This is a genomic window from Actinoplanes sp. NPDC049598, from assembly GCF_040675435.1.
Taxonomy (GTDB): Bacteria; Actinomycetota; Actinomycetes; order Mycobacteriales; family Micromonosporaceae; genus Actinoplanes.
This window is the reverse complement of sequence record NZ_JBFAOX010000003.1, coordinates 267,670-290,620: the sequence shown is the minus strand read 5'-3', so window position 1 is coordinate 290,620 and position 22,951 is coordinate 267,670. Positions and strand designations below refer to the sequence as shown.

22 protein-coding genes are annotated in these 22,951 nt (G+C 71.6%); 12 read left to right on the top strand and 10 right to left on the bottom strand.

Translation table 11 applies throughout. The annotated features are described in order from the left end of the window. The 4 genes from AB0J66_RS10055 to AB0J66_RS10040 all read left to right on the top strand — a co-directional run. Nucleotides 1-400: roadblock/LC7 domain-containing protein (locus AB0J66_RS10055; RefSeq protein WP_364658053.1), on the top strand; the 400-nt coding region annotated here is incomplete at its 5' end. 91 nt (nt 401-491) lie between these two features. Continuing rightward, the gene (locus AB0J66_RS10050; RefSeq protein ID WP_364658682.1) at nt 492-872 is read left to right on the top strand and encodes a DUF742 domain-containing protein; all 381 of its coding nucleotides are present in this window, start codon (nt 492-494) and stop codon (nt 870-872) included. Between the two features lies 1 nt (nt 873). Beyond that, nucleotides 874-1,461, top strand: a complete 588-nt coding sequence (locus tag AB0J66_RS10045; RefSeq protein ID WP_203768488.1) for an ATP/GTP-binding protein — start codon at nt 874-876, stop codon at nt 1,459-1,461. Between the two features lie 94 nt (nt 1,462-1,555). Further along, nucleotides 1,556-2,500: an aminoglycoside phosphotransferase gene (locus tag AB0J66_RS10040; protein ID WP_364658680.1), complete on the top strand. Its 945-nt coding sequence runs from the start codon at nt 1,556-1,558 to the stop codon at nt 2,498-2,500. Here the strand turns inward: AB0J66_RS10040 and AB0J66_RS10035 are convergent. Continuing rightward, entirely contained in the window at nt 2,489-2,947 is a 459-nt protein-coding gene (locus AB0J66_RS10035; RefSeq protein ID WP_364658051.1) for a DUF2000 domain-containing protein, read from the bottom strand. The genes AB0J66_RS10040 and AB0J66_RS10035 overlap by 12 nt on opposite strands. Nucleotides 2,948-3,045: 98 nt before the next feature. On the opposite strand from AB0J66_RS10035, the gene AB0J66_RS10030 reads away from it, so the two are divergent. Genes AB0J66_RS10030 through AB0J66_RS10020 form a run of 3 tightly spaced genes read left to right on the top strand, consistent with a single transcriptional unit; the run spans nt 3,046 to nt 5,433 of the window. Next, nucleotides 3,046-3,510 (top strand): Lrp/AsnC family transcriptional regulator, encoded by a 465-nt coding sequence (locus AB0J66_RS10030; protein WP_364658048.1) that lies wholly within the window; start codon nt 3,046-3,048, stop codon nt 3,508-3,510. 19 nt (nt 3,511-3,529) lie between these two features. Next, nucleotides 3,530-4,177, top strand: a complete 648-nt coding sequence (locus AB0J66_RS10025) for a 4a-hydroxytetrahydrobiopterin dehydratase (protein WP_364658046.1) — start codon at nt 3,530-3,532, stop codon at nt 4,175-4,177. Then, entirely contained in the window at nt 4,150-5,433 is a 1,284-nt protein-coding gene (locus tag AB0J66_RS10020; protein ID WP_364658043.1) for a crosslink repair DNA glycosylase YcaQ family protein, read from the top strand. Before AB0J66_RS10025 ends, AB0J66_RS10020 begins: the two co-directional genes overlap by 28 nt. Before the next feature lie 424 nt (nt 5,434-5,857). On the opposite strand, the gene AB0J66_RS10015 is transcribed toward AB0J66_RS10020, so the two are convergent. The 5 genes from AB0J66_RS10015 to deoC all read right to left on the bottom strand — a co-directional run bounded on the left by AB0J66_RS10015 (nt 5,858) and on the right by deoC (nt 12,478). Then, on the bottom strand, nt 5,858-8,245 hold the full coding sequence (locus AB0J66_RS10015; RefSeq protein WP_364658040.1) for a transposase: 2,388 nt from the start codon (nt 8,243-8,245) through the stop codon (nt 5,858-5,860). Between the two features lie 67 nt (nt 8,246-8,312). Further along, nucleotides 8,313-9,173 carry a DNA primase gene (locus AB0J66_RS10010; protein WP_364658038.1) on the bottom strand — a complete coding sequence of 287 codons (861 nt, stop codon included), beginning with the start codon at nt 9,171-9,173 and terminating at the stop codon, nt 8,313-8,315. Between the two features lie 117 nt (nt 9,174-9,290). Continuing rightward, a complete protein-coding gene (locus tag AB0J66_RS10005) occupies nt 9,291-10,106 on the bottom strand; it encodes an aldehyde dehydrogenase family protein (RefSeq protein WP_364658036.1) in 816 nt (271 codons plus the stop codon). Further along, nucleotides 10,099-11,517: an aldehyde dehydrogenase family protein gene (locus AB0J66_RS10000; RefSeq protein WP_364658678.1), complete on the bottom strand. Its 1,419-nt coding sequence runs from the start codon at nt 11,515-11,517 to the stop codon at nt 10,099-10,101. The genes AB0J66_RS10005 and AB0J66_RS10000 overlap by 8 nt, the downstream gene beginning before the upstream one ends. A 10-nt stretch (nt 11,518-11,527) precedes the next feature. Then, nucleotides 11,528-12,478, bottom strand: coding sequence for a deoxyribose-phosphate aldolase (gene deoC / locus AB0J66_RS09995; RefSeq protein ID WP_364658033.1), 951 nt, complete (start codon nt 12,476-12,478; stop codon nt 11,528-11,530). A gap of 59 nt (nt 12,479-12,537) precedes the next feature. Here deoC and upp point away from each other — a divergent pair, with 59 nt between their 5' ends. Next, the gene (gene upp / locus AB0J66_RS09990; RefSeq protein ID WP_364658031.1) at nt 12,538-13,170 is read left to right on the top strand and encodes a uracil phosphoribosyltransferase; all 633 of its coding nucleotides are present in this window, start codon (nt 12,538-12,540) and stop codon (nt 13,168-13,170) included. 67 nt (nt 13,171-13,237) lie between these two features. Here upp and AB0J66_RS09985 read toward each other — a convergent pair whose 3' ends face one another. After that, nucleotides 13,238-13,726 (bottom strand): 8-oxo-dGTP diphosphatase, encoded by a 489-nt coding sequence (locus AB0J66_RS09985; RefSeq protein WP_364658029.1) that lies wholly within the window; start codon nt 13,724-13,726, stop codon nt 13,238-13,240. Nucleotides 13,727-13,810: 84 nt separating this feature from the next. Here AB0J66_RS09985 and AB0J66_RS09980 point away from each other — a divergent pair, with 84 nt between their 5' ends. Next, nucleotides 13,811-14,494, top strand: coding sequence for a GPP34 family phosphoprotein (locus tag AB0J66_RS09980; protein ID WP_364658026.1), 684 nt, complete (start codon nt 13,811-13,813; stop codon nt 14,492-14,494). Between the two features lie 40 nt (nt 14,495-14,534). Here the strand turns inward: AB0J66_RS09980 and AB0J66_RS09975 are convergent, their stop codons facing one another. Further along, the gene (locus AB0J66_RS09975) at nt 14,535-16,172 is read right to left on the bottom strand and encodes a phospho-sugar mutase (protein WP_364658024.1); all 1,638 of its coding nucleotides are present in this window, start codon (nt 16,170-16,172) and stop codon (nt 14,535-14,537) included. Between the two features lie 28 nt (nt 16,173-16,200). Beyond that, nucleotides 16,201-18,105 (bottom strand): protein kinase, encoded by a 1,905-nt coding sequence (locus AB0J66_RS09970; RefSeq protein WP_364658022.1) that lies wholly within the window; start codon nt 18,103-18,105, stop codon nt 16,201-16,203. A 205-nt stretch (nt 18,106-18,310) separates the two neighbouring features. On the opposite strand from AB0J66_RS09970, the gene AB0J66_RS09965 reads away from it, so the two are divergent. Next, a complete protein-coding gene (locus tag AB0J66_RS09965) occupies nt 18,311-19,876 on the top strand; it encodes a methylmalonyl-CoA mutase family protein (RefSeq protein WP_364658020.1) in 1,566 nt (521 codons plus the stop codon). 168 nt (nt 19,877-20,044) lie between these two features. After that, on the top strand, nt 20,045-21,301 hold the full coding sequence (locus AB0J66_RS09960) for an amidohydrolase (protein WP_364658018.1): 1,257 nt from the start codon (nt 20,045-20,047) through the stop codon (nt 21,299-21,301). Here AB0J66_RS09960 and AB0J66_RS09955 read toward each other — a convergent pair. Next, nucleotides 21,298-22,218 carry a DUF4349 domain-containing protein gene (locus AB0J66_RS09955; RefSeq protein ID WP_364658016.1) on the bottom strand — a complete coding sequence of 307 codons (921 nt, stop codon included), beginning with the start codon at nt 22,216-22,218 and terminating at the stop codon, nt 21,298-21,300. The genes AB0J66_RS09960 and AB0J66_RS09955 overlap by 4 nt on opposite strands. A 114-nt stretch (nt 22,219-22,332) precedes the next feature. On the opposite strand from AB0J66_RS09955, the gene AB0J66_RS09950 reads away from it, so the two are divergent. Beyond that, the gene (locus tag AB0J66_RS09950; RefSeq protein WP_364658014.1) at nt 22,333-22,950 is read left to right on the top strand and encodes an MBL fold metallo-hydrolase; all 618 of its coding nucleotides are present in this window, start codon (nt 22,333-22,335) and stop codon (nt 22,948-22,950) included. Nucleotide 22,951 lies beyond the last annotated feature (1 nt).

Sequence of the window (22,951 nt, the reverse complement as noted above, 5' to 3'; positions counted from 1 at the left end):
ATCTACGCAGGATCTCGGTTGGCTGCTGGCCAACTTCGCCGACCGCGTTCCCGGAGTCGCGCATGCGATCGCGGTCTCCGCCGACGGTCTGCTCCGGGCAGCCTCGCGGGACCTTCCGCGTGACCGCGCCGATCAGCTGGCGGCTATCGCCTCCGGCCTCGTAAGCCTCACTCAGGGCGCCGCACGGTGCTTCGAGGGTGGCGCGGTGCTGCAGACGGTCGTCGAGATGGACAACGGGTTCCTCTTCCTGATGTCGATCTCCGACGGTTCCTCGTTCGCGGTGCTCGCGGCTCGCAGCTGCGACGTCGGCCAGGTGGGCTACGAGATGGCCCTCCTCGTCGACCGCGTCGGCGAGGCGCTGACCCCCGCGCCGCGTTCCGCGGCCGGGGTGCTCGGCTGAACGGGCAGTCGGCCGGCGCGCTCGGCCGCTGTTCAAAGCTTTGACAACAAGAGACACTTCTAAGGGTTCGAGGAAGGGGTGAGCGGTGACAATGCCCGAACGCGATGAGCCAACCGGCGCACTGGTCAGGCCATACGCCGTAACCCGCGGTCGGACCCGGCCGAAGCTTGAGATAGCGCTGGAAGCGCTGGTCGAGACAACCGTCCGCGGGCGTTCTGGGATGTCCCGTGGCGGGCAGGGTGGAAGCGAGCATCAGTACATCGCGGCGATGTGCGACGGCGGCCGGGTTCAGTCGCTGGCCGAGATCGCCGCACGCATGCAACTGCCGCTCGGTGTGGCTCGAGTGATCGTCGCCGACATGGCCTCTGACGGCCTCGTCGCGGTGTACGAGCCCACCTCGCTGGAAGACGAGACCGACGCGGTAGGCACGGAACTGCTGGAAAGGGTGCTGAGTGGACTTCGCAGGCTCTGACATGTCGCCCCGTCCCTCCGCGGGACGGGTTACATCGGCGAAGATCGTCATCGCCGGTGGGTTCGGCGTTGGCAAGACGACGCTGGTCGGGTCGGTTTCGGAGATCACCCCGCTGACGACCGAGGCCATCATGACCTCGGCGGGCGTGGGTGTCGACGACAACCGGCAGGTGCCGGGCAAGATGACGACCACCGTCGCCATGGACTTCGGCCGGATCAGCATCGACCGCGACCTGATTCTGTACCTGTTCGGTACCCCCGGCCAGACGCGTTTCTGGTTCATGTGGGACGAGCTGGTCCGGGGCGCGATCGGTGCCGTCGTCATGGTGGATACGCGCCGGCTCGCCGACTGCTTCGCCGCCATCGACTTCTTCGAGCACCGCCGTTTGCCATACCTCGTGGCGATCAACTGCTTCGACGGCATGCAGTATCACAACGCTCAGGACGTCCGGGACGCTCTCGCGATCTCGAGCGACGTCCCGGTGGTGAGCTGCGACGCCCGCAACCGTGAGTCGACGAAGAACGTCCTCATCTCGCTGGTCGAGTATGTGCTGACGATGCGTCGCTCGCGCGCGGTAGCGCCCGCCTGACGATCGGTTGAAGCCCCGCTCCGAGTAGTCGGAGCGGGGCTTCTCCATGCCCGAAACAGGTTGCGGCCTCCGGCCGGAGCGCCGATGATCGACGATCGTGCGCGCCTTCCTCACGCTCGACGACGTGTCCGATCTGGTGGCCGGGGCCCTGGGCCGACCTCCGAGCGGGATCGACCGGCTGACTGGTGGCACCAAGAAGGGTGTGTACCGGCTGCGGTTCGGCGACGAAACGACCGCGATCCTGTACTCCTGGGCCGACGCCGAGAACTACTGGCCGCCGGCCGAGACGGTGCCCGACGACCCCTTCACCGATGCGTCCGGGCTGGAATTGTTCACGACGAACCACGCGGCTCTGGCGGCTGCTCGGGTCCGCGTACCGGCGATGCTCTGGCTTGATCGGGACGCCGGTCTGGTGATCGTGGAGGATGCGGGCCGGGAGAAGCTCGAGGCGCTGATCGAGCGCGATCCCGCGGCCGCCGAGGGGCCGCTGGCCGAGCTCGGCGAGTCGTTGCGGCGGATGCACACCACCGTCGGCTCGTCGTGGGGCCGGCTCACGGATCTGTCCGGGGCCCGGCCGGCCGCTGACGTGATTCTCGACCGGGCGCTGAGCCATCTCGCGGCGGTGGCGCCCCTGGATGAGCGGCTGACCGCGGCCGCCCCGCGGATCGACGATCATCTGCGCCGGTTGCACGCGGCGATCGAGCCCCGGGCCGTCTACGGGCTGGTGCACGGTGAGCTCGGCCCCGATCACGTCCTGATCGGCCCGGCCGGCGAGCCCGTGATGATCGACATCGAAGGGCTGACCTACTTCGACGTGGAGTGGGAGCACGCCTTCGTCCGGATGCGCTTCGGCCCGGCCTACGAACGGCTGCGGCCGGTGGAGCTCGACCCGGACCGCCTTGAGTTCTATCGGTACGCACAGGTGCTGGCGCTGATCGAGGGGCCGCTGCGGATCGCCGCGACCGATTTCCCCGATCGCGCCTGGATGCTCGACCTGGCCGAGTGGAACATCGCGAAGGCGCTGGACCTACCCCAATAACGGCAGCTTGCCGACGATCTTGTCGAGCGGGTTGCGGGGGCCGACGATGCTGACCGCGTAGTAGTCCAGGCTTTCGGTCGCGGCCTCCTTGACCACGGCCAGGTATTCGGCGTAGACGCGGGTGTGCTGGGCGGCGGCCGGCATGTCGGCCACGAAGAAGTCGGGCCGGGCGGCGGCCTTGCGGCGGATCGTCCGCAGAGTGCCGGCGTCGGCCGACAGCACGGTGCAGCCCAGCCAGGGCAGCCCGGGATGGGCGGCGCCGTCGGCGTCCACCGCGTCATCGCCCAGCAGGCCGGCCACGGCCCGCGAGGTGGCGGCGGCCGTGCAGATCGCCGCGTTGGCCGCGCGGCCCGGGGCCAGGGAGGCGTCGACCACGACGACCCACTTCAGGCGGGCGGCGCGGGTGGGCGCGTTCTGGTCGATCTCCTCGGGGGCGAATCCGATCATGTCCTCTTCCGTTCTTCGGATGTTGTTCTGTCCAAATGCTAGGCAGGTATAAGGTTGGCCAGCAATTGATCCGTACTTATCTCGGAAAGAGGTCCGTAATGGCGGATCTGGACGAACTTGATACGGCCATCCTCCGGGAGCTGCAGTCGGATGCACGGAAGACCAACCGGGAGGTCGCGGCGGCCGTCGGCGTCTCGGCCACCACAGCCCTCGACCGGACACGGGCCCTGCGCCGCCGCGGCATCATCCGCGGGGCCATCCTCGACGTCGACCTGCCGGCGATCGGCCGGCCGGTGCAGGCGCTCATCGCCGTCCGGATCCGGCCGCCGTCCCGGCGCAACATCGAAGCGTTCCGCGAGTGGGTCAGCGCCCTGCCGGACACCCTCGGGGTGTACGTGACCACCGGCACCGAGGACTTCATCGTGCACGTGGCCGTGCCCGACAACGACTGCCTCTACGCGTTCGTCATCGACCGGCTCACCGAACGGCCCGAGGTCGCCGACGTCCGCACGTCGATCGTCTACGAGCACATCCGCAACAACCGGATCGCGCCGCTCGACTGATCGGGGCAGCATGGGGGTCATGACTGTCCTCAACGGTGCCCAGATCGCTGACGAGAAGCTCGACGGCTGGGTCTACGTGCCCGGCGGCCTGCAGACCCGCATCCACACGGGCGACTTCGCCACCGGCCTGAAAATCGTGAACGCCATCGGCGAGGTCGCTGAGCGGATGAACCACCACCCCGACGTCACCCTGCGCTACACCCAGGTCGACGTGCGGCTGACCAGCCACGACGAGCACGGGGTGACCCAGCGCGACATCCGCCTGGCCCGCGCCGTCTCGTCGATCGTGTCAGGCGCCGGCGTCCGGATGGAGAGCGCAAGCGTCTCCCGCCTGGAGTGGGGCCTCGACTCGCCGGCGTACAGCTCGATCCGCCCCTTCTGGGCGGCCATCCTGGCCATGGAGACCCCGGCCGGCCGGGAGGATCTGACCGACCCGGCCGACGTGCTGCCCGAGATCTGGTTCCAGGAGTCCGGCTCCGAGGAGCCGCGCCAGCGCTGGCACCCCGACATCTGGCTCGAGCCGGCCCAGGTCCAGCCCCGCATCGCCGCCGCCGTGGCCGCCGGCGGCACCCTGGTCAGCGACGAGGCCGCCCCGTCGTTCTGGGTCCTGGCCGACCCCGAAGGCAACCGCGTCTGCCTGTGCACCTGGCAGGAGCGTCAGAGCTGAAGTCGTCCTCCGTCCTGGCGTGGCGGCTCCGCCGGCACGGGTTGCATCCACGCCTCCCCACCGGCGACCCGGCGGCGGTCGCGGAACGCGTGTGCGGCCTGCACGCCCAGGTGATGAGCTCGGCCGACCTGAGCCTGCTGGCCCGGCTCGACGACCACCAGCCGGGCGCCCTGGCGACGGCTCTGTGGCGCGACCGCACCCTGGTCAAGCTGTGGGCCGCCCGCGGCACCCTGCATTTGCTGCCCGCGGCCTCGCTGCCGACCTGGCTGGGCGCGCTCAGCACCCTGCGGAAGTTCGGCAACAACGGCCACCCCGACACCCAGCGCATCTGCGACGCCGTCGCCACCGCCCTGCACGACCGCATCCTCACCCGCCCCGAACTCGCCGAGGAGGTCGGCCGCCTGACCGGCTCCCCACGGCTCGCATCCTGGGTGTTGTCGAGCTGGGGCTCCGATCTCAAGGCGGCCTCCTTCCGGGGCCTGCTCTGCTTCGCCGAGAACGGCTTCACTTCGCCCGAGCACTGGCTCGGCCCGATCGACCGGTCCGGCTCGTCGTCCGACTCACTCCGGTCGGTGGTCCGGCTCTTCCTGCGGTCGTACGCCCCCACGACCCCCGCCCAGATCGCGCGCTGGTGGGCCGGCCCACCCCGCGAACGCCTGGGCCGCGAGCTGCTGGACCTGATCCGCCCCGAAACCGAGCTGGTCCACCACGCCGGCCACGACGCCCTGGTCCTGGCCGCCGACTTACCCGAACTTCGCGCCACCGCCGGCCTACCCCCGCCTCATGCCAGCGCCGGCCTACCCCCGCCTCATGCCAGCGCCGGCCTACCCGCGCCCCGCACCTCCGCCGGCCTGCCTACGCCCCACGCCGCCGTCGACCCACCCACGCTCCGCGCCGCCGTCGACGTGCCTGGGATCCGCGCCGCCGATGATCACTCCGAGGCCCATGCGGTGGAGAGCGCCTCCTACCGGCTGCTGCCCGCCTTCGACCCCTGGGTGCTGGGCATGCCTCGCGAAGAGCCCTTCATAGACCCGAAGCACCTACCCGCCGTCTTCCGCCCCGCCGGCCGCATAGCCCCCGTAATCCTGACCAACGGCCGGATAACCGGCACCTGGACCCATCGAGTGACCCCACGCCACGCCGAGATCACCCTCACCCCCTTCGACCCGCCCGCCACCCGCCAGCCCTTGACCGACGAGGCCGAACGCATAGCCACCCACCTGGGCCGTCCTCTCAGCATCAGCTGGGCCTGGTAGGAGGGTCATCCACGCCCGGCGATCATCCACAGAGGACATCGCAGGGCGTCGCCGGGGCGGTGTGGCAGGAGGCGGAGTGACGCGCGATGCGGGCGTGGTGTGGCAGGGGTGGGCCCCGACGGGGTGCGCGCGGTGTGGTGGTAGCGGGGCCCGACGGTGTGGCGCGCGGCGGGGGCCTGGTGTGGCAGGGGCGGAATGGCGCGCGTGGGGCGGGGCGGGGCTCGGCTGGGTGGGGCGGGCGCGGTGTGGCGGGGACGGGGTGGCGCGCGGGGCAGGCGCCGTGTGACAGGGGCGGTGTGGCGGCGGTGATGCGGTGCCGCTTGGCCCGGGGGCTGCCGCTGGGGTCGTGTGGGTGGCGGGGTGGGAAAGGCGAAAGCCGGCGGCGGGCGGGGTGCCCGGTCGCCGGCTTTCGTTGTGGAGAGGGTTAGCGGGAGCCGTAGCCCGCGTTGTTGTTGCGGTATTCGTTGTCGTCGCCCTGGCCGCCGTCGCGGGTGAAGTCCCAGCCGCCGGCGGACTCGCGGCCGGGGCGGCCGCCCATGGCGAAGCCGCCGATCTCCTGGCCTCGGCGCCAGCCGCGGAAGTAGCCCGTGGTGTGGGCGGCGATGCTGGCGGCGTCGCGGACGATGCGGAGCGGGCGCTCCTCGCGCAGCGATGAGCCGGGCACCAGGTTGGCCTGGGGAACGCGCTTGGGCAGGCCGGCCGCTGTCTCGGCGGCCACCTCGGGGGTGGCTGCTTTCTCGGCGGCGCGCCAGCCGGCGTCGTTCGGGTTGGTCCAGTCCATTTTGTCGGACTGGTCGGTGTGGCCGGTGAACCAGGCGGACCGGGCCTGGGCGAAGATGAGCAGGTCGCCGTCGCTGCTGTCGGAGGGGACGGGCGGGGCGATGCTGCGGTCGAGCGCGGTCAGGGTCGAGCTGGTGGCCGTGCCGGTGGGGACGCGGCGGGCGGCCGCGTTGCGCCGGGCCTCGCCCTCGACCAGGCGGAGCGACGGCGGCTCGGTGACCGCCGGCATGTCCGTCACCGTGGCGTCGAGGCTGGTGCCGGTGTCGACCAGGCGCAGCGCGGGCGGCTCCTTCGGCATGTCCTGCCAGGGCGGGCGGACCCGGCCGTCGGCCGGCGGGCCGCTCGCGGAGGCGGCCGGGATGGTCGCCGTCTCGTCGGCGCCGCTGTTGACCAGCGGCCAGTTGGCGCGGGAGCCGGGCTCGGGCTCGGGACCGCCGGGGCGGTTGGCCGGCATCGGCAGCGAGAAGTCGGTCGCGCTGCTGTTGGCCGCCGGCGCCGACGAGGTCGGGCGGGTGGTCGGGCGCGGCGGGATGACCGTGCGCTGACGCTCGGCCCGGGCGTTGCTGATCGCCGCGTTGGTGAGCGTGGCCCGGAACGGCTGGCCGGTCTCGGCCGGCGTCGGAGCACCCGAGGAGGGCGCGGCCGCACCCGGCGACACGGAGGCGGCCGGGAAGGACGTCCGGGTCGGCAGGGAGGGCGACGACGGCGACGACGTAGGCGCCACCGGGTTGCGGGAGCCGGGCACCGGGCGCGAACCCGGGGTGATCGGCGTCATCCCGGGCGGGGGTGGCGGCGTCGAGACGGGCCGGTTGGCCGGACCGGAGACCGGACGGCTGCTCGGCGCCGAGACTGGGCGGCTGCTCGGGGCCGACACCGGACGGCTGCTGGGCGCGGGCGCCCGGTTGGGGAACGCGGCGGCCGGCGCCGACGGGAACGCGGCGGCCGGGGCCGAGGGCCGCGGCGCGACCGGTGACGGCGCGAGCGGCGGCGGCCCGATCGGGTCGGGTGCGACCGGTGGCGAGGTGAGCGGCTGGGGTGAGGCCGGGCCGCTGCCGGTGGCGGACGGCTCGGGGCGCCCACGGCGGCCGAAGGCGGCCACCGACTGCAGCGGGGCGGGCTCGGTGGTGCGGCGCCCGGCCCGGCGGCCCACGCCGGCGGCGGGGGTGCTGCGGGCGGCGATGGTGCCGATCAGGGAGGCGCAGGCGGCGTCGCAGGCGCGCACCGCGGCGACGGCCTGGCGGACGGTCTCGCCGGCGGCCGGGGCCAGCGACTTGTTGACGCCGCCGCGGCGCGGCGACTCGCTGATCGCGACGTGCAGCGCGGTGACCGCGGCGATGATCTCGTCCTCGGTGCCGGCGCCGGCCCGGGTGAGCTCGGCCGCGACCTGCTCGGCGGCGCGCTCGGAGTCGCCCTGCCCGGTGAGCCGGCCCGGCTCGGGCAGCGCCTCGAGCACGGCCAGGGCCAGCGGGTGCGACGGGTCGGGGTACGCCCGCAGAGCCGCCGGGTACAGCTCGCGGAGCACCTCGCGCAGCGCGATGGCCGCCGCGTGGCGCCCGCTGAGCAGCGCCACGTGGGCGGCCAGGACGGGCTTGTAGCTGACCAGCTCGCGGGAGACCGGCAGGCTGCTCGCGACGAGCGCGCCGGCCTGCAGGGCCCGGGCCAGGCCGACCGCCCGGCGGGCGGCCGGTGGGGCCTGCATCTCCTCGACCGAGTCGTCGTCGGCGAAGCGCTCGGCGAAGTCGTCGGTGGTGTCGTCGTCGGCCACGACCAGCGGCCGGCCGGCCGCGGTGAGAAGCGACGTCACGAGGTGATCGTCGCTGTCGGCGGCGACCGCGGCGTCGGTGAATCCACTCGTCCGTTCCACGAGCAGTGAGCCGAGCTCGGCGTACCCGCCGGGGTCGTCACTGATCTCATGGACGCCGAGCAGTCGTCCTGCGTCGTCGACCACGGCGATGGTCAGCTGCGGGGCCGAAACCCCACGCACCGATTCATCAGCCGACGCCAGACCGCAGTACACGCGCACGAGCGCCACGGCGTCGTCCTCCTCCCCGGGACTTCTATTACATCTTGGCCAAGGACTGATGCTCCCTGGTTAGGGGTCAGTCGCGCCAGTCCACAGCGGCAGAGATCTTGCCGATTACCGAGCGCCAGCCGAGACTTGCCTGTTGTGCCCCGATTTTCTTCAATCGACGGCGACCGAAGAATCCGCCCATACCCCCGCTTTCCGCGGAACGGAGGGACTCGTCCAGGTCATCGAGGGGCGAGCCGGGCGACAGGGCCAGGATCACCGGCTTGAGCCGGAGGGCGAAGCCGAGATCGCGGGCCACCTCGCCGGCGGCGATGAGCAGTGGAAGGTCCCACGTGTCGTGCCCGCCGCGCAGATTTTCCACCACGAGATCGAGCTCGTAGCGGTCGTCGGGCTGCGGGTCGATGTCCGTCGACTGTACCCGGTCGGCCAGGGTGGCCCAGGAGTCGAGTTGTGCGAGGTCGTGCGGAGCACCCGAACGAATGAAAGAGACCAGCGACTCGGGGGTCTTGAAGGCGAGCAACCGGCCCTTGTGGCTCAGGAAGAGGGGGACCTCCTCGTCCTCCGTCTGGGCGGTCTCCTCGTCCTCGAAGTCGGCCGGGTCGGGCTCGTCGGCGTCGGCCGCCGGCTTGTCCTTGTCGTCCGCCTCGCCCTCGGCCAGCAGGGCCTTGAACTCCTCGTCGACGATGACCTCTTCCTCGTCGTCGTCATCGCCGGCGGCGGGGCGCTGGCGCGACTCGAAGAGGTCCTCCTCGGCCTCGGCCTCGGTCGGGGTGATCTCGGAGGCCTTGCGGTACGCCCGCAGGGTCAGACCGACGCCGGCCGGCAGCGCGATCTCGACCGGCTCGATGCCGACCTCTTCCCACAGCGCACTGCCGGAGGCCCCGTCAGTGGAGGCGACCTGCGCCTCGGGCTCGTCGGACTGGCTGGCCACGGTGACCTCCGCTTTGGTGGGCTGTGGGACGGGTGAGTCTGCCGACACACCTTAGTGGTCGCGCCTGGGCGCAGGCTGACCGTCCCCCGCAACTGTGCAATGACCGTTAAACAACGATCAGAAACCTTTCGGGTGCCACACCGTCTTTGTCTCGAGCAGAGCGGTCATCCGGCCCACCCCGGGATCTTCGGCCCAATCAAGAGAAACAGGCCGCAGTACGCGCTTGAGCGTGCCCGCGGCGGTCCGCTCGAGCTCGGTCGCCAGCTCGGGATCGTCGACGCCGGCCAGGTCGATCGCGTTGACGTCGTCGTGCGAGGCCAGCCAGGGCGCGATCTCAGCCGCGTGTCCGGTGAGGATGTTGACCACCCCGCCCGGCACGTCGGAGGTGGCGAGCACCTCGGCCAGGGTGACGGCGGCCTGCGGGTTGGCCGCGATCACGACCACCGTGTTGCCGGTGACGATCGCCGGCGCGATCACGCTGACCAGGCCGAGCAGCGACGGCGGGGCGGCCAGGGCGACCACGCCGGTGGGCTCGGGGGCCGAGATGTTGAAGAACGGCCCGGCCACCGGGTTGGCCCCGCCGGCCACCTGGGCGATCTTGTCGGACCAGCCCGCGTACCAGACCCAGCGGTCGACCGCGGCGTCCACCTCGGCCCCCTTGACCCCCAGGGCCTTGAACTCGGCCCGGCGGGCCTCGAGCATCTCGGCGATGCGGTAGAGCACCTGACCCCGGTTGTACGCGGTGGCGCCGGCCCATTTCGGCTGGGCGGCCCGGGCCGCGACGACCGCGTCCCGGGCGTCCTTGCGGGAGGCGAGGGAGACGTTGTCGCCGTCCACCAGATAGGTCCGTCCTGACTCGCTGCGCGGGAACTTCCCGCCGACGTACAGCTTGTAGGTCTTGCGCACGGAGAGGCGCGTCGCTGACTCAGGCAAGGTACGCCTCCAGGCCGTGACGGCCGCCCTCGCGGCCGTACCCCGATTCCTTGTAGCCGCCGAACGGCGACGTGGGGTCGAACTTGTTGAACGTGTTGGCCCAGACCACGCCGGCCCGCAGCTGGTCGGCGACGGCCAGGATCCGGGATCCCTTGTCGCTCCAGATGCCGGCCGACAACCCGTACGGCGTGTTGTTGGCCTTTTCGACGGCCTCGGCCGGCGTGCGGAAGGTCAGCACCGACAGGACCGGCCCGAAGATCTCCTCGCGGGCGATCCGGTGGGCCTGGGTGACGCCGGTGAAGATCGTCGGGGCGAACCAGAAGCCGCGGTCGGGCAGCGAACACTCCGGCGACCAGCGCTCGGCGCCTTCCTGCGCGCCGATTTCCGACAATTCGGTAATCCGGGCGAGCTGGGCCGCGGAGTTGATCGCGCCGACGTCGGTGTTCTTGTCGAGCGGGTCGCCGACGCGCAGCGTGGCCATGCGGCGCTTGAGCGAGTCGAGCAGCTCCTCGGCCACCGACTCCTGCACCAGCAGCCGCGAGCCGGCGCAGCACACGTGGCCCTGGTTGAAGAAGATGCCGTTGACGATGCCCTCGACAGCCTGGTCGATCGGCGCGTCGTCGAAGACGATGTTGGCCGCCTTGCCGCCGAGCTCGAGCGTCAGCTTCTTGCCCGTGCCGGCGACCGAGCGGGCGATCGCACGGCCGACCTCGGTCGAGCCGGTGAAGGCGACCTTGTTCACGTCGGGGTGCTCGACCAGGTAGCGGCCGGTGTCGCCGGCCCCGGTGACGATGTTGACCACGCCCGCGGGCAGCCCGGCCTGGCGGCAGACGTCGGCGAAGAAGAGCGCGGAGAGCGGGGTCGTCTCGGCCGGCTTGAGCACCACCGTGTTGCCGGTGGCCAGCGCCGGGGCGATCTTCCAGGCCAGCATGAGCAGCGGGAAGTTCCACGGGATGACCTGGCCGGCCACGCCCAGCGGGCGCGGGTCGGGGCCGAAGCCGGCGTACTTGAGCTTGTCGGCCCAGCCCGCGTAGTAGAAGAAGTGGGCGGCGACCAGCGGGAGGTCGACGTCGCGGGACTCCTTGATCGGCTTGCCGTTGTCGAGCGACTCCAGCACGGCCAGCTCGCGCGAGCGCTCCTGGATGATCCGGGCGATCCGGAACAGGTATTTCGCCCGCTCCGAGCCGGGCAGCGCGGACCAGCTCTCGAAGGCGCGGCGGGCCGCGGCGACGGCCCGGTCGACATCCTCGGGGCCGGCCAGGGCGACCTCGGCCAGCGTCTCCTCGTCGGCCGGGTTGATCGTCTTGAACGTGTCCTTGGCCTCGCTGAACTCGCCGTCGATGAACAGCCCGTACGACGGGGCGATCGAGACGATCGAGCGGGACTCGGGGGCGGGGGCGTACTCGAACAAGGTGGCCACCTCAGTCCAGGGTGAAGTAGTCCGGACCGGCGTAGTGGCCGGTGGTGAGCTTGGTGCGCTGCATCAGCAGATCGTTGAGCAGCGAGGAGGCGCCGAACCGGAACCAGTCGGGCGAGAGCCAGTCGTCGCCGACCGTCTCGTTGATCATCACAAGGTATTTGATGGCGTCCTTGGTGGTCCGGATTCCACCGGCGGGCTTCACGCCGACCTGCCGGCCGTAGCGCGCGCGGAAGTCGCGGACCGCCTCGAGCATGATCAGGGTGACCGGCAGGGTCGCCGCCACCGGGACCTTGCCGGTCGAGGTCTTGATGAAGTCGGCCCCGGCCAGCATGGCCAGCCAGGAGGCGCGGCGCACGTTGTCGTACGTCGCCAGCTCGCCCGTCTCGAGGATGACCTTGAGGTGGGCGGAGCCGCAGGCCTGTTTGACCGCGACGATCTCGTCGAAGACCTTGGCGTAGTCGCCGGCCAGGAACGCGCCCCGGCTGATCACCATGTCGATCTCGTCGGCGCCGGCCGCGACCGCGTCACGGGTGTCGGCCAGCTTGACGTCGAGCGGGGCCTGGCCGGACGGGAACGCCGTGGCCACGCTGGCCAGGTGGACGCCGCTGCCGGCCAGCACCTCGGCCGCGAACGGGACCATGGCCGGGTAGACGCAGACCGCGGCCACCTGGGGGCAGGTGGCGTCGGCCGGGTCGGGCCGCAAAGCCTTGGCCGAGAGCGCCCGCACCTTGCCCGGCGTGTCCGCGCCCTCCAGGGTGGTCAGGTCGACCATGCGGATGGCCAGGTCGATGGCGTGGGCCTTGGCGGTCGTCTTCACCGATCGGGTGCCGAGCGCCGCCGCCCTGGCCTCGACGCCCACCTTGTCGACCCCGGGCAGTCCGTGCAGGAAAGTCCGGAGATCGGCGGGGGAATCGGGCAGGCCGGACAGCCTTGACGTCGCTGTCGCAGTCATGAAAGGGATTCTACGCGGGCCCCCGACAGTTGATCTTGGTTGACCGGTAGGTTGTGCCCGTGGACGTACTCGTTGTAGATCACCCGCTGGCCCAGACCCGGCTCACCGCGATGCGCAAAGCGGACACCGACTCGGGGGTCTTCCGGGCCTCGCTGCACGAGCTGACCACCATGGTCGTCTACGAGGCGGCCCGCTCCTTCGCCACCGAGAAGTACCCGATCGACACGCCGGTCGCACCGACCGAGGGCACCCGGCTGGCCAACCCGCCGCTGATCGTGCCGGTGCTGCGGGCCGGGCTCGGCATGGCGGACTCGGCGCTCGGCCTGCTGCCCGAGTCGTCGATGGGGTTCGTGGGGCTGGCCCGCGACGAGCAGACGTACGAGCCGCGGGCCTACATGGAGTCGCTGCCGGGTGACCTCTCCGGGCAGCCGGTGCTGGTGCTCGACCCGATGCTGGCCACGGGCGGGTCGCTGCTGCACTGCTGCAAGCTGCTGGTCGACCGCGGCTGCACCGACGTGATCATCTGCTGCGTCCTGGCGGCGCCGGAGGGGATCGCCGCTCTCGAGGAGTCGGGCCTGCCGCTGCGGCTGGTCACCGCCTCGATCGACCAGGGGCTGAACGAGAAGAAGTACATCGTCCCGGGCCTGGGCGACGCCGGCGACCGCCAGTTCGGCGGCATGCGCCGGTTCTGAGCTGGCTGGCCTCGCTTCGCTCGGCGGGCTCATCTCATTGGCGGGCGAAGTGCGACTTTGGTTGCGGTCAAACCACGGTGTGGGACCAGTTCAGGGCATGGCCCTGGGCGAAGGGCATGACGCCGTGGAAGACGGTGGGGGAGTCGGCGAAGACCAGCGGCAGGAAGTGGCGGTCGGACTCCCACATCGGGACTTTGCCGGCCAAGATGTCGGCTACCGGCACCCAGTGCAGGCTGCCCTCGTCGTTGCCGGTCAGCGGGGTGCCGGTCCACGTCGGAACGCGGAAGAGGAAGCCGAACCAGTTCTCGCCGTTGCGGCCGAAGCCGGGCCAGGAGATGGTTCCGGCCAGCTCGACCGCGGAGGCGACGAGGCCCGACTCCTCCTTGATCTCGCGGCGGAGGCCGCTGACGACGTCCTCGTCGGGGGAAAGTTTGCCGCCGAGGCCGTTGTACTTGCCGTAGTGGAGATCATCCGGACGGGTGTCCCGCCGGATCATGAGGACCTGGTCGCCGTCGGGCGACAGCACGTAGCCGAGGGTCGCGATGATTGCCTGCACGGCCGCGACTCTATAAGGAAGCAACCGGGATATAACCGTCCTGACGATCGGTCTGCGTGACTGGGGACACTATCGTTTCGAGCCATGACCTCCATCGCGCTCGCCGAGGAACTGCTCCTCCTCGCGTACGACGACCAGACCGGCAAGGCGACCGGATCCCGCATCGGGCTCGACCTCGGCATGGCCGCGGCTGTGCTGGTCGATCTCGCCTTGGCCGGACGTGTCGCGTACGTCGACGGATACCTCAAAGTCATCGACCCCAGCCCGATCGGCGACCCGATCGCCGACGCCGTCCTGGCCAAGGCGGCCGAGGACGAGCCGCACACGCCCGCCCAGTGGCTGCAGCGGCTGCGCCACCGCCTGCGGACCCGTGTGCTCGAGGACCTGTGCGCCCGCGGCGTCGTCCAGGACGTGGACGAGACCCAGCAGGGCTTCATCCACGTGCACCGTTACCCGACGACCGACCCGGCGTTCGAGGCCGAGATCCGGGGCCGGCTGGCCACCGCGCTGACCAGCGACGGCCCGACCGACGAGCGGACGGCGGCGCTGGCCACCCTGCTCGTGGCGACCCGCATGGAGCCGGCGCTGCGCCTGCCTCCGGAGGAGAGCGCCCGCGCGCACGAGCGGCTCGAGCAGATCGCGTCGGGGGCCGGCTTCTCGGGCTCGGCCAACCTGGAGGACTCGATCGTGCGTCCCTCCGTCGCCCTCGTGGTGGCGACCCTGGGCCGGGCCATCTCGGCCGCCCTGGGCGCGCCCAAGCCGGCCTGACGTCCCGGCCGGGCGCGCTGAGCGCCCGGCCGCTCCGATGTCAGACCCCCAGCGCGGCGGCGATCTCGCGCCGCAGCGTCACCAATGCCTCCGCCGCGCGGCCACGGGCCGCGGTCAGGTCACCCTCGCCGGTGGGTTCCACCACTTCGAGGTACGCCTTCAGTTTGGGTTCCGTGCCCGACGGGCGGATGACCGCGCGCGCCGCTGACGTGCGGAAGGTGAGCACGTTGTTGTCGGTGTCGTCGGTCGTGGCGACCGAGGCGCCGAGCAGGGTCGCGGGCGGGGCGGTACGGGCCCGCTGCATGGCCACCCCGATCTCCGCGAGGTCGTCGACCCGGACGGACAGCTGATCGGTGGCGTGCACCCCGAACTCGGTAGCCAGCTCGTCGAGCCGGTCGGCCAGGGTGCGCCCCTCGGCCTTGAGCCCGGCCGCCAGCTCGGCCACGGTCAGGGCGGCCGTGATGCCGTCCTTGTCGCGGACCAGGGCCGGCGCGACGCAGTAGCCGAGCGCCTCCTCGTAGCCGAAGGCCAGCTCCCCGGCCGCCCGCACGATCCACTTGAAGCCGGTCAGGGTCTCCGCGTAGGGCACGCCGCGGGCGGCGCAGAGCCGGCCCAGCAGCTGCGACGAGACGATCGTGGTGGCGTACGTGCCGGGGACGCCCCGCCGGATCAGATAGTCGCCCAGCAGCACGCCCAGCTCGTCGCCGCGCAGGGCCCGCCACCCGCCGGCCGCGGTGGGGATGGCGACCGCGCACCGGTCGGCGTCCGGGTCGTTGGCGATGGCCAGGTCGGCCCCGGTGCCCTGGGCGAGCGCGAGGAGCAGGTCCATCGCGCCCGGCTCCTCCGGGTTGGGGAAGGCTACGGTCGGGAACTCGGGGTCGGGCTCGGCCTGCTCGGCCACGACGGCCAGGGCCGGGAAGCCGGCGGCGGCGAAGGCGGCCTGCAGGGTGCTGCCGCCGACGCCGTGCATCGGGGTGTAGGCGATCGACAGGTCGCGGGGACCGTTCTCGGTGAGCACGCCGGCGGCGCTCCGGGCGTACCCCTCAATGATCTTGTCGTCGATCAGCGTGCCCGGCGCGCCGAGCGGGACTCCGGCCAGCGGGCCGACGGCCCGGATGGCGGCCTCGATGCCGGCGTCGGCGGGCGGCACGATCTGCGCGCCGTCACCCGCCGGGCCGCCGAGGCCGCGGCCGAGATAGACCTTGTAGCCGTTGTCCTGGGGCGGGTTGTGGCTCGCGGTCACCATCACCCCGGCCACCGCGTCCAGGGCCCGCACCGTGTACGCCAGGACCGGCGTGGGCAGCGTGCCGGGCAGCAGCAGGGCCTCCCGGCCGGCGCCGGTGGCGACGCGGGCGGTCTGCTCGGCGAACTCACGGGAGCCGTGCCGGGCGTCGTACCCGATCACGAGCGGTCCCTCGCCGCCCTGCGCCGCCAGCCAGGTGACCAGCCCGGCCGCGGCCCGGGTGACGACCGCGAGGTTCATCCCGTTCGGCCCGGCCCGCAGCCGGCCGCGGAGCCCGGCCGTGCCGAAGGTGAGCGGCCCGGCGAACCGGTCGCGCAGCTCCTCGGCGGTGCCGGGCAGACCGTCGATCAGCCGGGTCAGCTCGGCCCGGGTGGCCGGGTCGGGGTCGTCCGCCAGCCAGGCCTCGGCCCGGGAGGTGAGTTCGTCAGGTGCCATCCGAACTTGATAGCACGTGGCCGGACCGTCAGGCGGCGCCCAGGGCGTACGACTTGATCATCTGGTCGAAGATCGGCTTGCTCGTCGGGAACTGCGATTCCTTGGTGGTCAGGTAGAACGAGTACGCCTTGCCGTCGTTGATCACCGCGCCCCAGAGGCCGTGCCGCCCCTCGGCGCCGCTGCCGCACTTGTACTCCAGCACCGCGCCCTCCCGGCCGGCGATGGTGGTCTTGGTCAGGCCGACCCGGCTGTACGGCGTGGTGCAGCTGGTCGTGCCCTTCTTCAGGTTGCTCTCGGCGACGCCCAGGAACGACGTCGGCGTGCCCTTGGAGTTCTCGACCAGGATGCGGACCTTGCGCTTGGCGTCCTGCGGGTCGGCGTAGTCGACCCAGCTGCCGGCGGCCTTGCGGGTCCAGCCGGCCGGCACCAGCACGGTGATGCCGCGGCCCTTGTACGCCTGGGTGGGGTACGACGGGGCCACGTTCTCGACCGCGGACGGCGGGGCGGCCGTCGGGGTCTTGCCGTCGTCCCCGCCGCCGGTCAGCGAGAAGACCAGCACCAGCAGGAGCACCACACCCAGGGCGCCGCCACCGGCGATGAGCTGCTTCTGGCGCGGCCAGCCCTTGACCGTGGTGATCGCCTTGTCGGCCGTCCGGCGGGCGGTGCCGACGGCGTTGTCCAGCATGGCCTTGCGCTTGGCGGACGGGCTGGACACGACCGTGCCGCCCATCATCGGGTCGCGGGCCGCCCGGGCGCCGTTCCAGGCCTCGCGGGGCGGCAGCACGCTGGTCGTGTCGCCGGTCGGCCGTGGCGGCGACAGCATGGCGCCGGTCGGCGGCAGGTCACCCGGCCCACCACGGTGGCCGGCGGCCGCGTTCTCCTGCTGGAGCTTGGCCAGGTGGTCGGTGAGCGAGTCGTTCGGCGAGAGCATGGCCCGGCCGCCGATCTGGCCGCTCGGCTGCGGCGGGATCGGCTGCGTCTCGACCGGGGCGGCCGGCGGGCGCGGCGACGGGACGACCGAGTAGGGGTCGGTCATCATGTGCGGCGGGCTCTTGCTGGCCAGCGGGCCGGCCAGCTGCTGGCGCAGCATCGTGCGGGCGGTGCCGACGTCCATCCGGCGGGCCGGGTCCTTCTCGAGCAGGCCCATCAGCACCGGGGTGAGCGAGCCGGCCCGCACGGCCGGGGCCGGCGGGTCCTCGACCACGGCGTGCATGGTCTCGATCGGGTCGCCCTTGTCGAACGGGGGACGGCCCTCGACCGCGGTGTAGAGCGTGACGCCGAGCGAGAACAGATCGCTCGGCGGGCCGAACTCGCTGCCCATGGCCCGCTCGGGCGAGATGAAGTGGGGCGAGCCGAGGACCATGCCGGGGGTGGTCAGCTGCACGTCGGTCGGCATCCGGGCGACGCCGAAGTCGGTCAGCACGCAGCGGCCGTCGGAGCAGATCAGCACGTTGGCCGGCTTGACGTCGCGGTGCAGCACGCCGTGCGCGTGGGCCACCTCGAGGGCGCCCAGCAGCGCGATGCCGATCTTGGCGACGACCCGGGCCGGGACCGGCCCGTCCTCGATCACCATGTCGGCCAGGCTGCGCGCGTCGAGCAGCTCCATCACGATCCAGGGGCGGCCGTTCTCGTGCACGACGTCGTAGACCTGCACGACGGCCGGATGCTGCAGGGCCGCGGCCGCGCGGGCCTCGCGCATGGTCCGCTCGTACATGGCGTCGCGGTCGCTGGGGGCCAGGCCGGGCGGGAGGATGACCTCCTTGATCGCCACGTCGCGGCGCAGCAGCGTGTCCGCCGCGCGCCAGACCGTGCCCATGCCACCGTGGCCCACCGCGGCACGCAGCGTGTACCGCCCGCCGATGAGCGTGCCCGGGGCTGCGCGTCCGCTGGTGGGAGCCGTGTTGCCGCCGCTCCACGTCGGAATCTGAGTCACTGAGGATGCCACCGAGGGGGTCTAGGGGCCGTCGACCAACCCCGCTATCTTGCCGGTTCCGCACCCCGATTTGAAAGTCACGGGGCCCGTGTTTACCGGAACTCGACGGTAGGTGACGGGGAAATCGCATTCGGTGGAGGCATTCGGACGCTGAGTGCAAAAGTCCTCACTCATTCGGATTGAACGAAGCCTTAGGATCACGGATGTGAACGCGGAGTCGGGATTCGAGATCAAGCCGGTTTACCGTCCGGGCGATGTGCCGCCCGACGCTCCGATCGGCGAGCCGGGCGAGTTTCCGTACACCCGGGGTGTCTATCCGACGATGTACACCAAGCGCCCCTGGACCATGCGGCAGTACGCCGGCTTCGGCACCGCGGCCGAGTCCAACGCGCGCTACCACCAGCTGCTGGCCGCCGGCACGATGGGTCTCTCGGTCGCCTTCGACCTGCCCACCCAGATGGGCTACGACTCGGACGAGCCGATCGCGCACGGCGAGGTGGGCAAGGTCGGGGTGGCCATCGACAGCATCGACGACATGCGGAAACTCTTCGACAAGATCCCGCTCGACCAGGTCTCGACGTCGATGACGATCAACGCCCCGGGCTCCGTCCTGCTGCTGCTCTACCAGCTGGTGGCCGAGGAGCAGGGGGTGCCCGGCACGGCCCTGCAGGGCACGATCCAGAACGACATCCTCAAGGAGTACATCGCCCGGGGCACGTACATTTTCCCGCCGAAACCGTCGTTGCGGCTGGTCGCCGACACTTTCGCGTACTGCCGCCGGGAGATCCCCAAGTGGAACACGATCTCCATCTCCGGCTATCACATGGCCGAGGCCGGCGCCTCGCCCGCTCAGGAGATCGCTTTCACCCTGGCCAACGGCATCGAGTACGTCCGGGCGGCGCTCGCCGCGGGTCTGGCCGTCGACGATTTCGCCCCGCGCCTGTCGTTCTTCTTCGTCGCCCGCACGACCCTGCTCGAAGAGATCGCGAAATTCCGCGCCGCCCGCCGCATGTGGGCCCGGATCATGCGCGACGAGTTCGGCGCCCAAGATCCGAAATCGCTGATGCTGCGATTCCACACCCAGACCGCGGGCGTGCAGCTGACCGCACAACAGCCCGAGGTCAACCTCGTCCGGGTGGCCATCCAGGCCCTGGGCGCGGTCGCCGGCGGCACCCAGTCGCTGCACACCAACTCGTACGACGAGGCCCTCGCGCTGCCCACCGAGAAGTCGGCCCGGCTTGCCCTGCGCACCCAGCAGGTCCTGGCCTACGAGAGCGGCCTGACCGGCACGGTCGACCCGTTCGCCGGCTCGTACGCGATCGAGGCGCTGACCGACGAGGTCGAGAAGGAGGCGCTCGCGCTGATCGAGCGGGTCTTCTCCTACGGCTCCGCGGTCGACGCCATCGAGCAGGGCTTCCAGAAACAGGAGATCGAGAGCTCGGCCTACCGGATCGCCAACGAGATCGACAGCGGCGAGCGGGTGGTCGTCGGGGTCAACCGGTTCGCCGCCGAGACCGAGGAGCGGTACGAGCCGCTGCGGGTCGACCCGGCGATCGAGGAGGCCCAGGTGGCCCGGCTGGCCGCGCTGCGTGCCGAGCGCGACGGTGTGGCGGTCGAGACAGCCCTGGCGGATTTGGCGAAGGCCGCCGGTGGGAATGACAACGTCTTACCGTTGATGAAAGAGGCGTTGCGTCGTCGTGCCACTGTGGGCGAGGTATGCCACACCTTGCGCGGCGTCTGGGGCGTCCACCGCCCGGTCGAGCGCTTCTGACGAGGAGTTTCCCGCAACCCGGGAGCTGTCGTTGAACCGCGTCACCTCGTCGGACCGTAACCGGTTGTAGGCGTGTGCGGGAAAGGCGTTGCACAGCGTTACCGAAAACGGTCTAAGCTGTCGCGCGTCGCAAAAACCCGACAAAACTTCGAGAGTACGGAAGCCGACGTGACTACTACTCTGACGGAGCCCGACGGGGCCCAGACGGAGTGGCCCGGGCCGTTGCCCGGTGCCGAGCCCCTGCCCGGCCAGCTCGACCGCTGGCTCGCCTCCCGCGGCGCGGAGCTCGTAGCGATCCGACGGCACATTCACGCTCACCCCGAGCCCTCCTACCGCGAGTTCGAGACGACGGCGCTGGTCGCCCGTGAGCTCGCCGTGGCCGGCCTCTCGCCGCAGCTGCTGCCCGACCGCAACGGTCTGTACTGCGACATCGGCCGGGGTGACCGGGTGATCGCCTTCCGGGCCGACCTGGACGCGCTGCCGCTGCAGGACCTCAAGGACGTGCCGTACCGCTCGACCGTCGCCAACGTGGCCCACGCCTGCGGGCACGACGTGCACACCACCGTCATGCTCGGCCTCGGCCTGGCCCTGGCCCAGCTCGACGAGCGCGGCCAGCTGCCGGGCCGGGTGCGGCTGATCTTCCAGCCGGCCGAGGAGTCGGTGCCCTCGGGCGCGCCGCACGTGATCGCCGCCGGCGCCCTCAAGGACGTCGACGCGATCTACGCGCTGCACTGCTACCCGCAGCTGCCGGCCGGCCTGGTCGGGGTCCGCTCGGGCCCGTTCACCGCGGCCGCCGACATGATCGACGTCAAGGTCACCGGCCCCGGCGGGCACACCGCCCGGCCCCACCTGACGGCCGACCTGGTGCACGCCCTGGGCCGGGTCATCATCGACGTGCCGTCCCTGCTGGACCGCCGCATCGACCCGCGGGCCGGTGTCTCGATGGTCTGGGGCGCCGTGCACGCGGGCGAGGCCCCCAACGCGATCCCGGGCGTGGGCGAGGCCCGCGGCACCGTGCGCATCCTCAACCGGGAGGCCTGGCGCCAGGCCCCCGAGCTGATCACCAAATTGATCGAGGACGTGGTCGCGCCGACCGGGGCCCACGTCGAGGTGGGCTATCACCGCGGCGTCCCGCCGGTGATCAACGACCGGATGGCGACCGCCGTGATCGCCGGGGCGGCCGGGGCCGCGCTCGGCGCCGACCGGGTGGTCGAGGCCGAGATCAGCATGGGTGGCGAGGACTTCGCGTTCTACCTCGACCACGTGCCGGGCGCGATGATCCGGCTCGGCACGGCCCGCCCCGGCTCGGACGAGAAGCACGACCTGCACCAGGGCGACTTCGACGTGGACGAGAGCTGCATCGGCTACGGGATCCGGGTGATGACCCACACCGCGCTCGCCGCCCTGGCGACCGGCGCTTTCTAGTCCTGTTGGGCCGGCGGCTGAGCCGCCGGCACCGGCCGGGCGGTCCGGAAGCGCCGGATCAGGTAGAGGACGGCCCACACCGGCAGGCCGATTGCGATCAGCCACGGCAGCAGCGCGCCGAGCACGGTCAGCACCACCTTGAGCGAGGCCAGCAGCGCGTCCCACCCGGCGCCGAGCCCGGCCAGGAAGCCCGGCGGGTCGTCGTCGGCCCCGGCCACCGGGTCGGCGTCCGGGTCGAGGAAGGTCACCGTGATCGTGGAGAGCGCGGTCAGGTCGGCCAGGTTGCGCTTCTTGGCCTGCAGCGAGGCCAGGTCGGACTCCCGGGTGGCCACCTCGCGCTCCAGCATCACCAGGTCGTCGAGGGACTTGGCCTGGCCGAGCAGCTTGCGGCCGCTGTCCACCCGGGCCTGCTGCACGGCGATCCGCGCGTCCAGGTCGACGACCGCCTCGGTGACGTCCTCGGTGTTGATCTGGCGCTGCTCCTCGTCGCCCAGCTTGCCCAGCTGGTCGACCACGGCGCCGAACTTGTCGGCCGGGATGCGCAGCTCCAGGGTGGCGCTGCCGGCGCCGGAGCCGCTCGTCCGGTTGTCGCCCCCGACGAAGCCGCCGGCCGTGGTGGCGATGCCGGTGGCCTGACCGGCCGCGGCGTTCACGTCCTTGACCCGGACCGAGAGCGAGCCGCGGTAGATGATCGAGCGCTGCTCGACCCGCAGATCAGGGGCCTCGGCGGTCGTGTCCTTGCCCTGGGCCGGCGCGCCTTTCTGCTCGGTGGCCTGATCGGGGGCCATGGCCGGGGCGGCGGCGCCGCCGGTGCTTTCGCCGCTGTCGCTGGAATCGGCGCTGCAGCCGGCGATCAGGAGGCCGGTGAGCAGAATGGTCGCTGCCAGATATGTCTTCCGGTTACGGATCGCACGCATGGTGTGTCTCCTTGTCCCCGCTAGAGATGTGGGGTTGGGACGTGCGGCACGCCGTACGCGGTTCCGGCAGACTGCGTGGTGGATGGTCACGAATCGGCGGCAACGGAGGGTCCCATGCGCATCACCAAGTTCGGGCATTCCTGCCTTCGCGTCGAGGGCGAGGGCGTGCTCGTCATCGACCCGGGCAACTTCAGCGAGCGGTCCGCGGTCGACGGGGCGGACGCGGTGCTGATCACCCACGAGCATCCCGATCACGTGGACCACGAGACCATCGCGCCGGTGCCGCGGGTCTACGCCCACGCCGACGTGCTGGCCACGCTCACCGGTTACGAGGGTTCGACCTTCGCGGTCGAGCCGGGTCAGCACCTCCAGGTCGCGGGCTACCAGGTCACGGCGTACGGCGGGCAGCACGCGGTGATCCACCCGGACATCCCGCGGATCGCCAACCTGGCCTACCTGGTGGCCGACGCGGGCGCCAACCTCTACCACCCGGGTGACTCGTTCACCGTGCCGGAGGACGCCACGGTGGACACGCTGTTCGCGCCGCTGAATGCTCCATGGATGCGGGCGATGGAGTCGATCGACTTCATCCGGGCGGTCAAGCCCGGACGGGCCTTCGCGCTGCACGACGGGCTGCTCAACGCGAACGGGGCGAAGATCTACGGCGGGCTCTCGGAACGGTTGTCCGGCACGACGTGGGCCCAGGTCGCGCCCGGTACGGTCCTCGACTGAC

Bases quoted from the DNA above. Each gene is read 5' to 3' on its own strand.
- AB0J66_RS09950 (WP_364658014.1), top strand. From the start codon at position 22,333: ATGCGCATCACCAAGTTCGGGCATTCCTGCCTTCGCGTCGAGGGCGAG.
- AB0J66_RS10050 (WP_364658682.1), top strand. From the start codon at position 492: ATGCCCGAACGCGATGAGCCAACCGGCGCACTGGTCAGGCCATACGCC.
- deoC (WP_364658033.1), bottom strand. From the start codon at position 12,478: ATGACTGCGACAGCGACGTCAAGGCTGTCCGGCCTGCCCGATTCCCCC.
- AB0J66_RS09980 (WP_364658026.1), top strand. From the start codon at position 13,811: ATGACCTCCATCGCGCTCGCCGAGGAACTGCTCCTCCTCGCGTACGAC.
- AB0J66_RS09975 (WP_364658024.1), bottom strand. From the start codon at position 16,172: ATGGCACCTGACGAACTCACCTCCCGGGCCGAGGCCTGGCTGGCGGAC.
- AB0J66_RS10045 (WP_203768488.1), top strand. From the start codon at position 874: ATGTCGCCCCGTCCCTCCGCGGGACGGGTTACATCGGCGAAGATCGTC.
- AB0J66_RS10035 (WP_364658051.1), bottom strand. From the start codon at position 2,947: ATGATCGGATTCGCCCCCGAGGAGATCGACCAGAACGCGCCCACCCGC.
- AB0J66_RS10025 (WP_364658046.1), top strand. From the start codon at position 3,530: ATGACTGTCCTCAACGGTGCCCAGATCGCTGACGAGAAGCTCGACGGC.
- AB0J66_RS10030 (WP_364658048.1), top strand. From the start codon at position 3,046: ATGGCGGATCTGGACGAACTTGATACGGCCATCCTCCGGGAGCTGCAG.
- AB0J66_RS09955 (WP_364658016.1), bottom strand. From the start codon at position 22,218: ATGCGTGCGATCCGTAACCGGAAGACATATCTGGCAGCGACCATTCTG.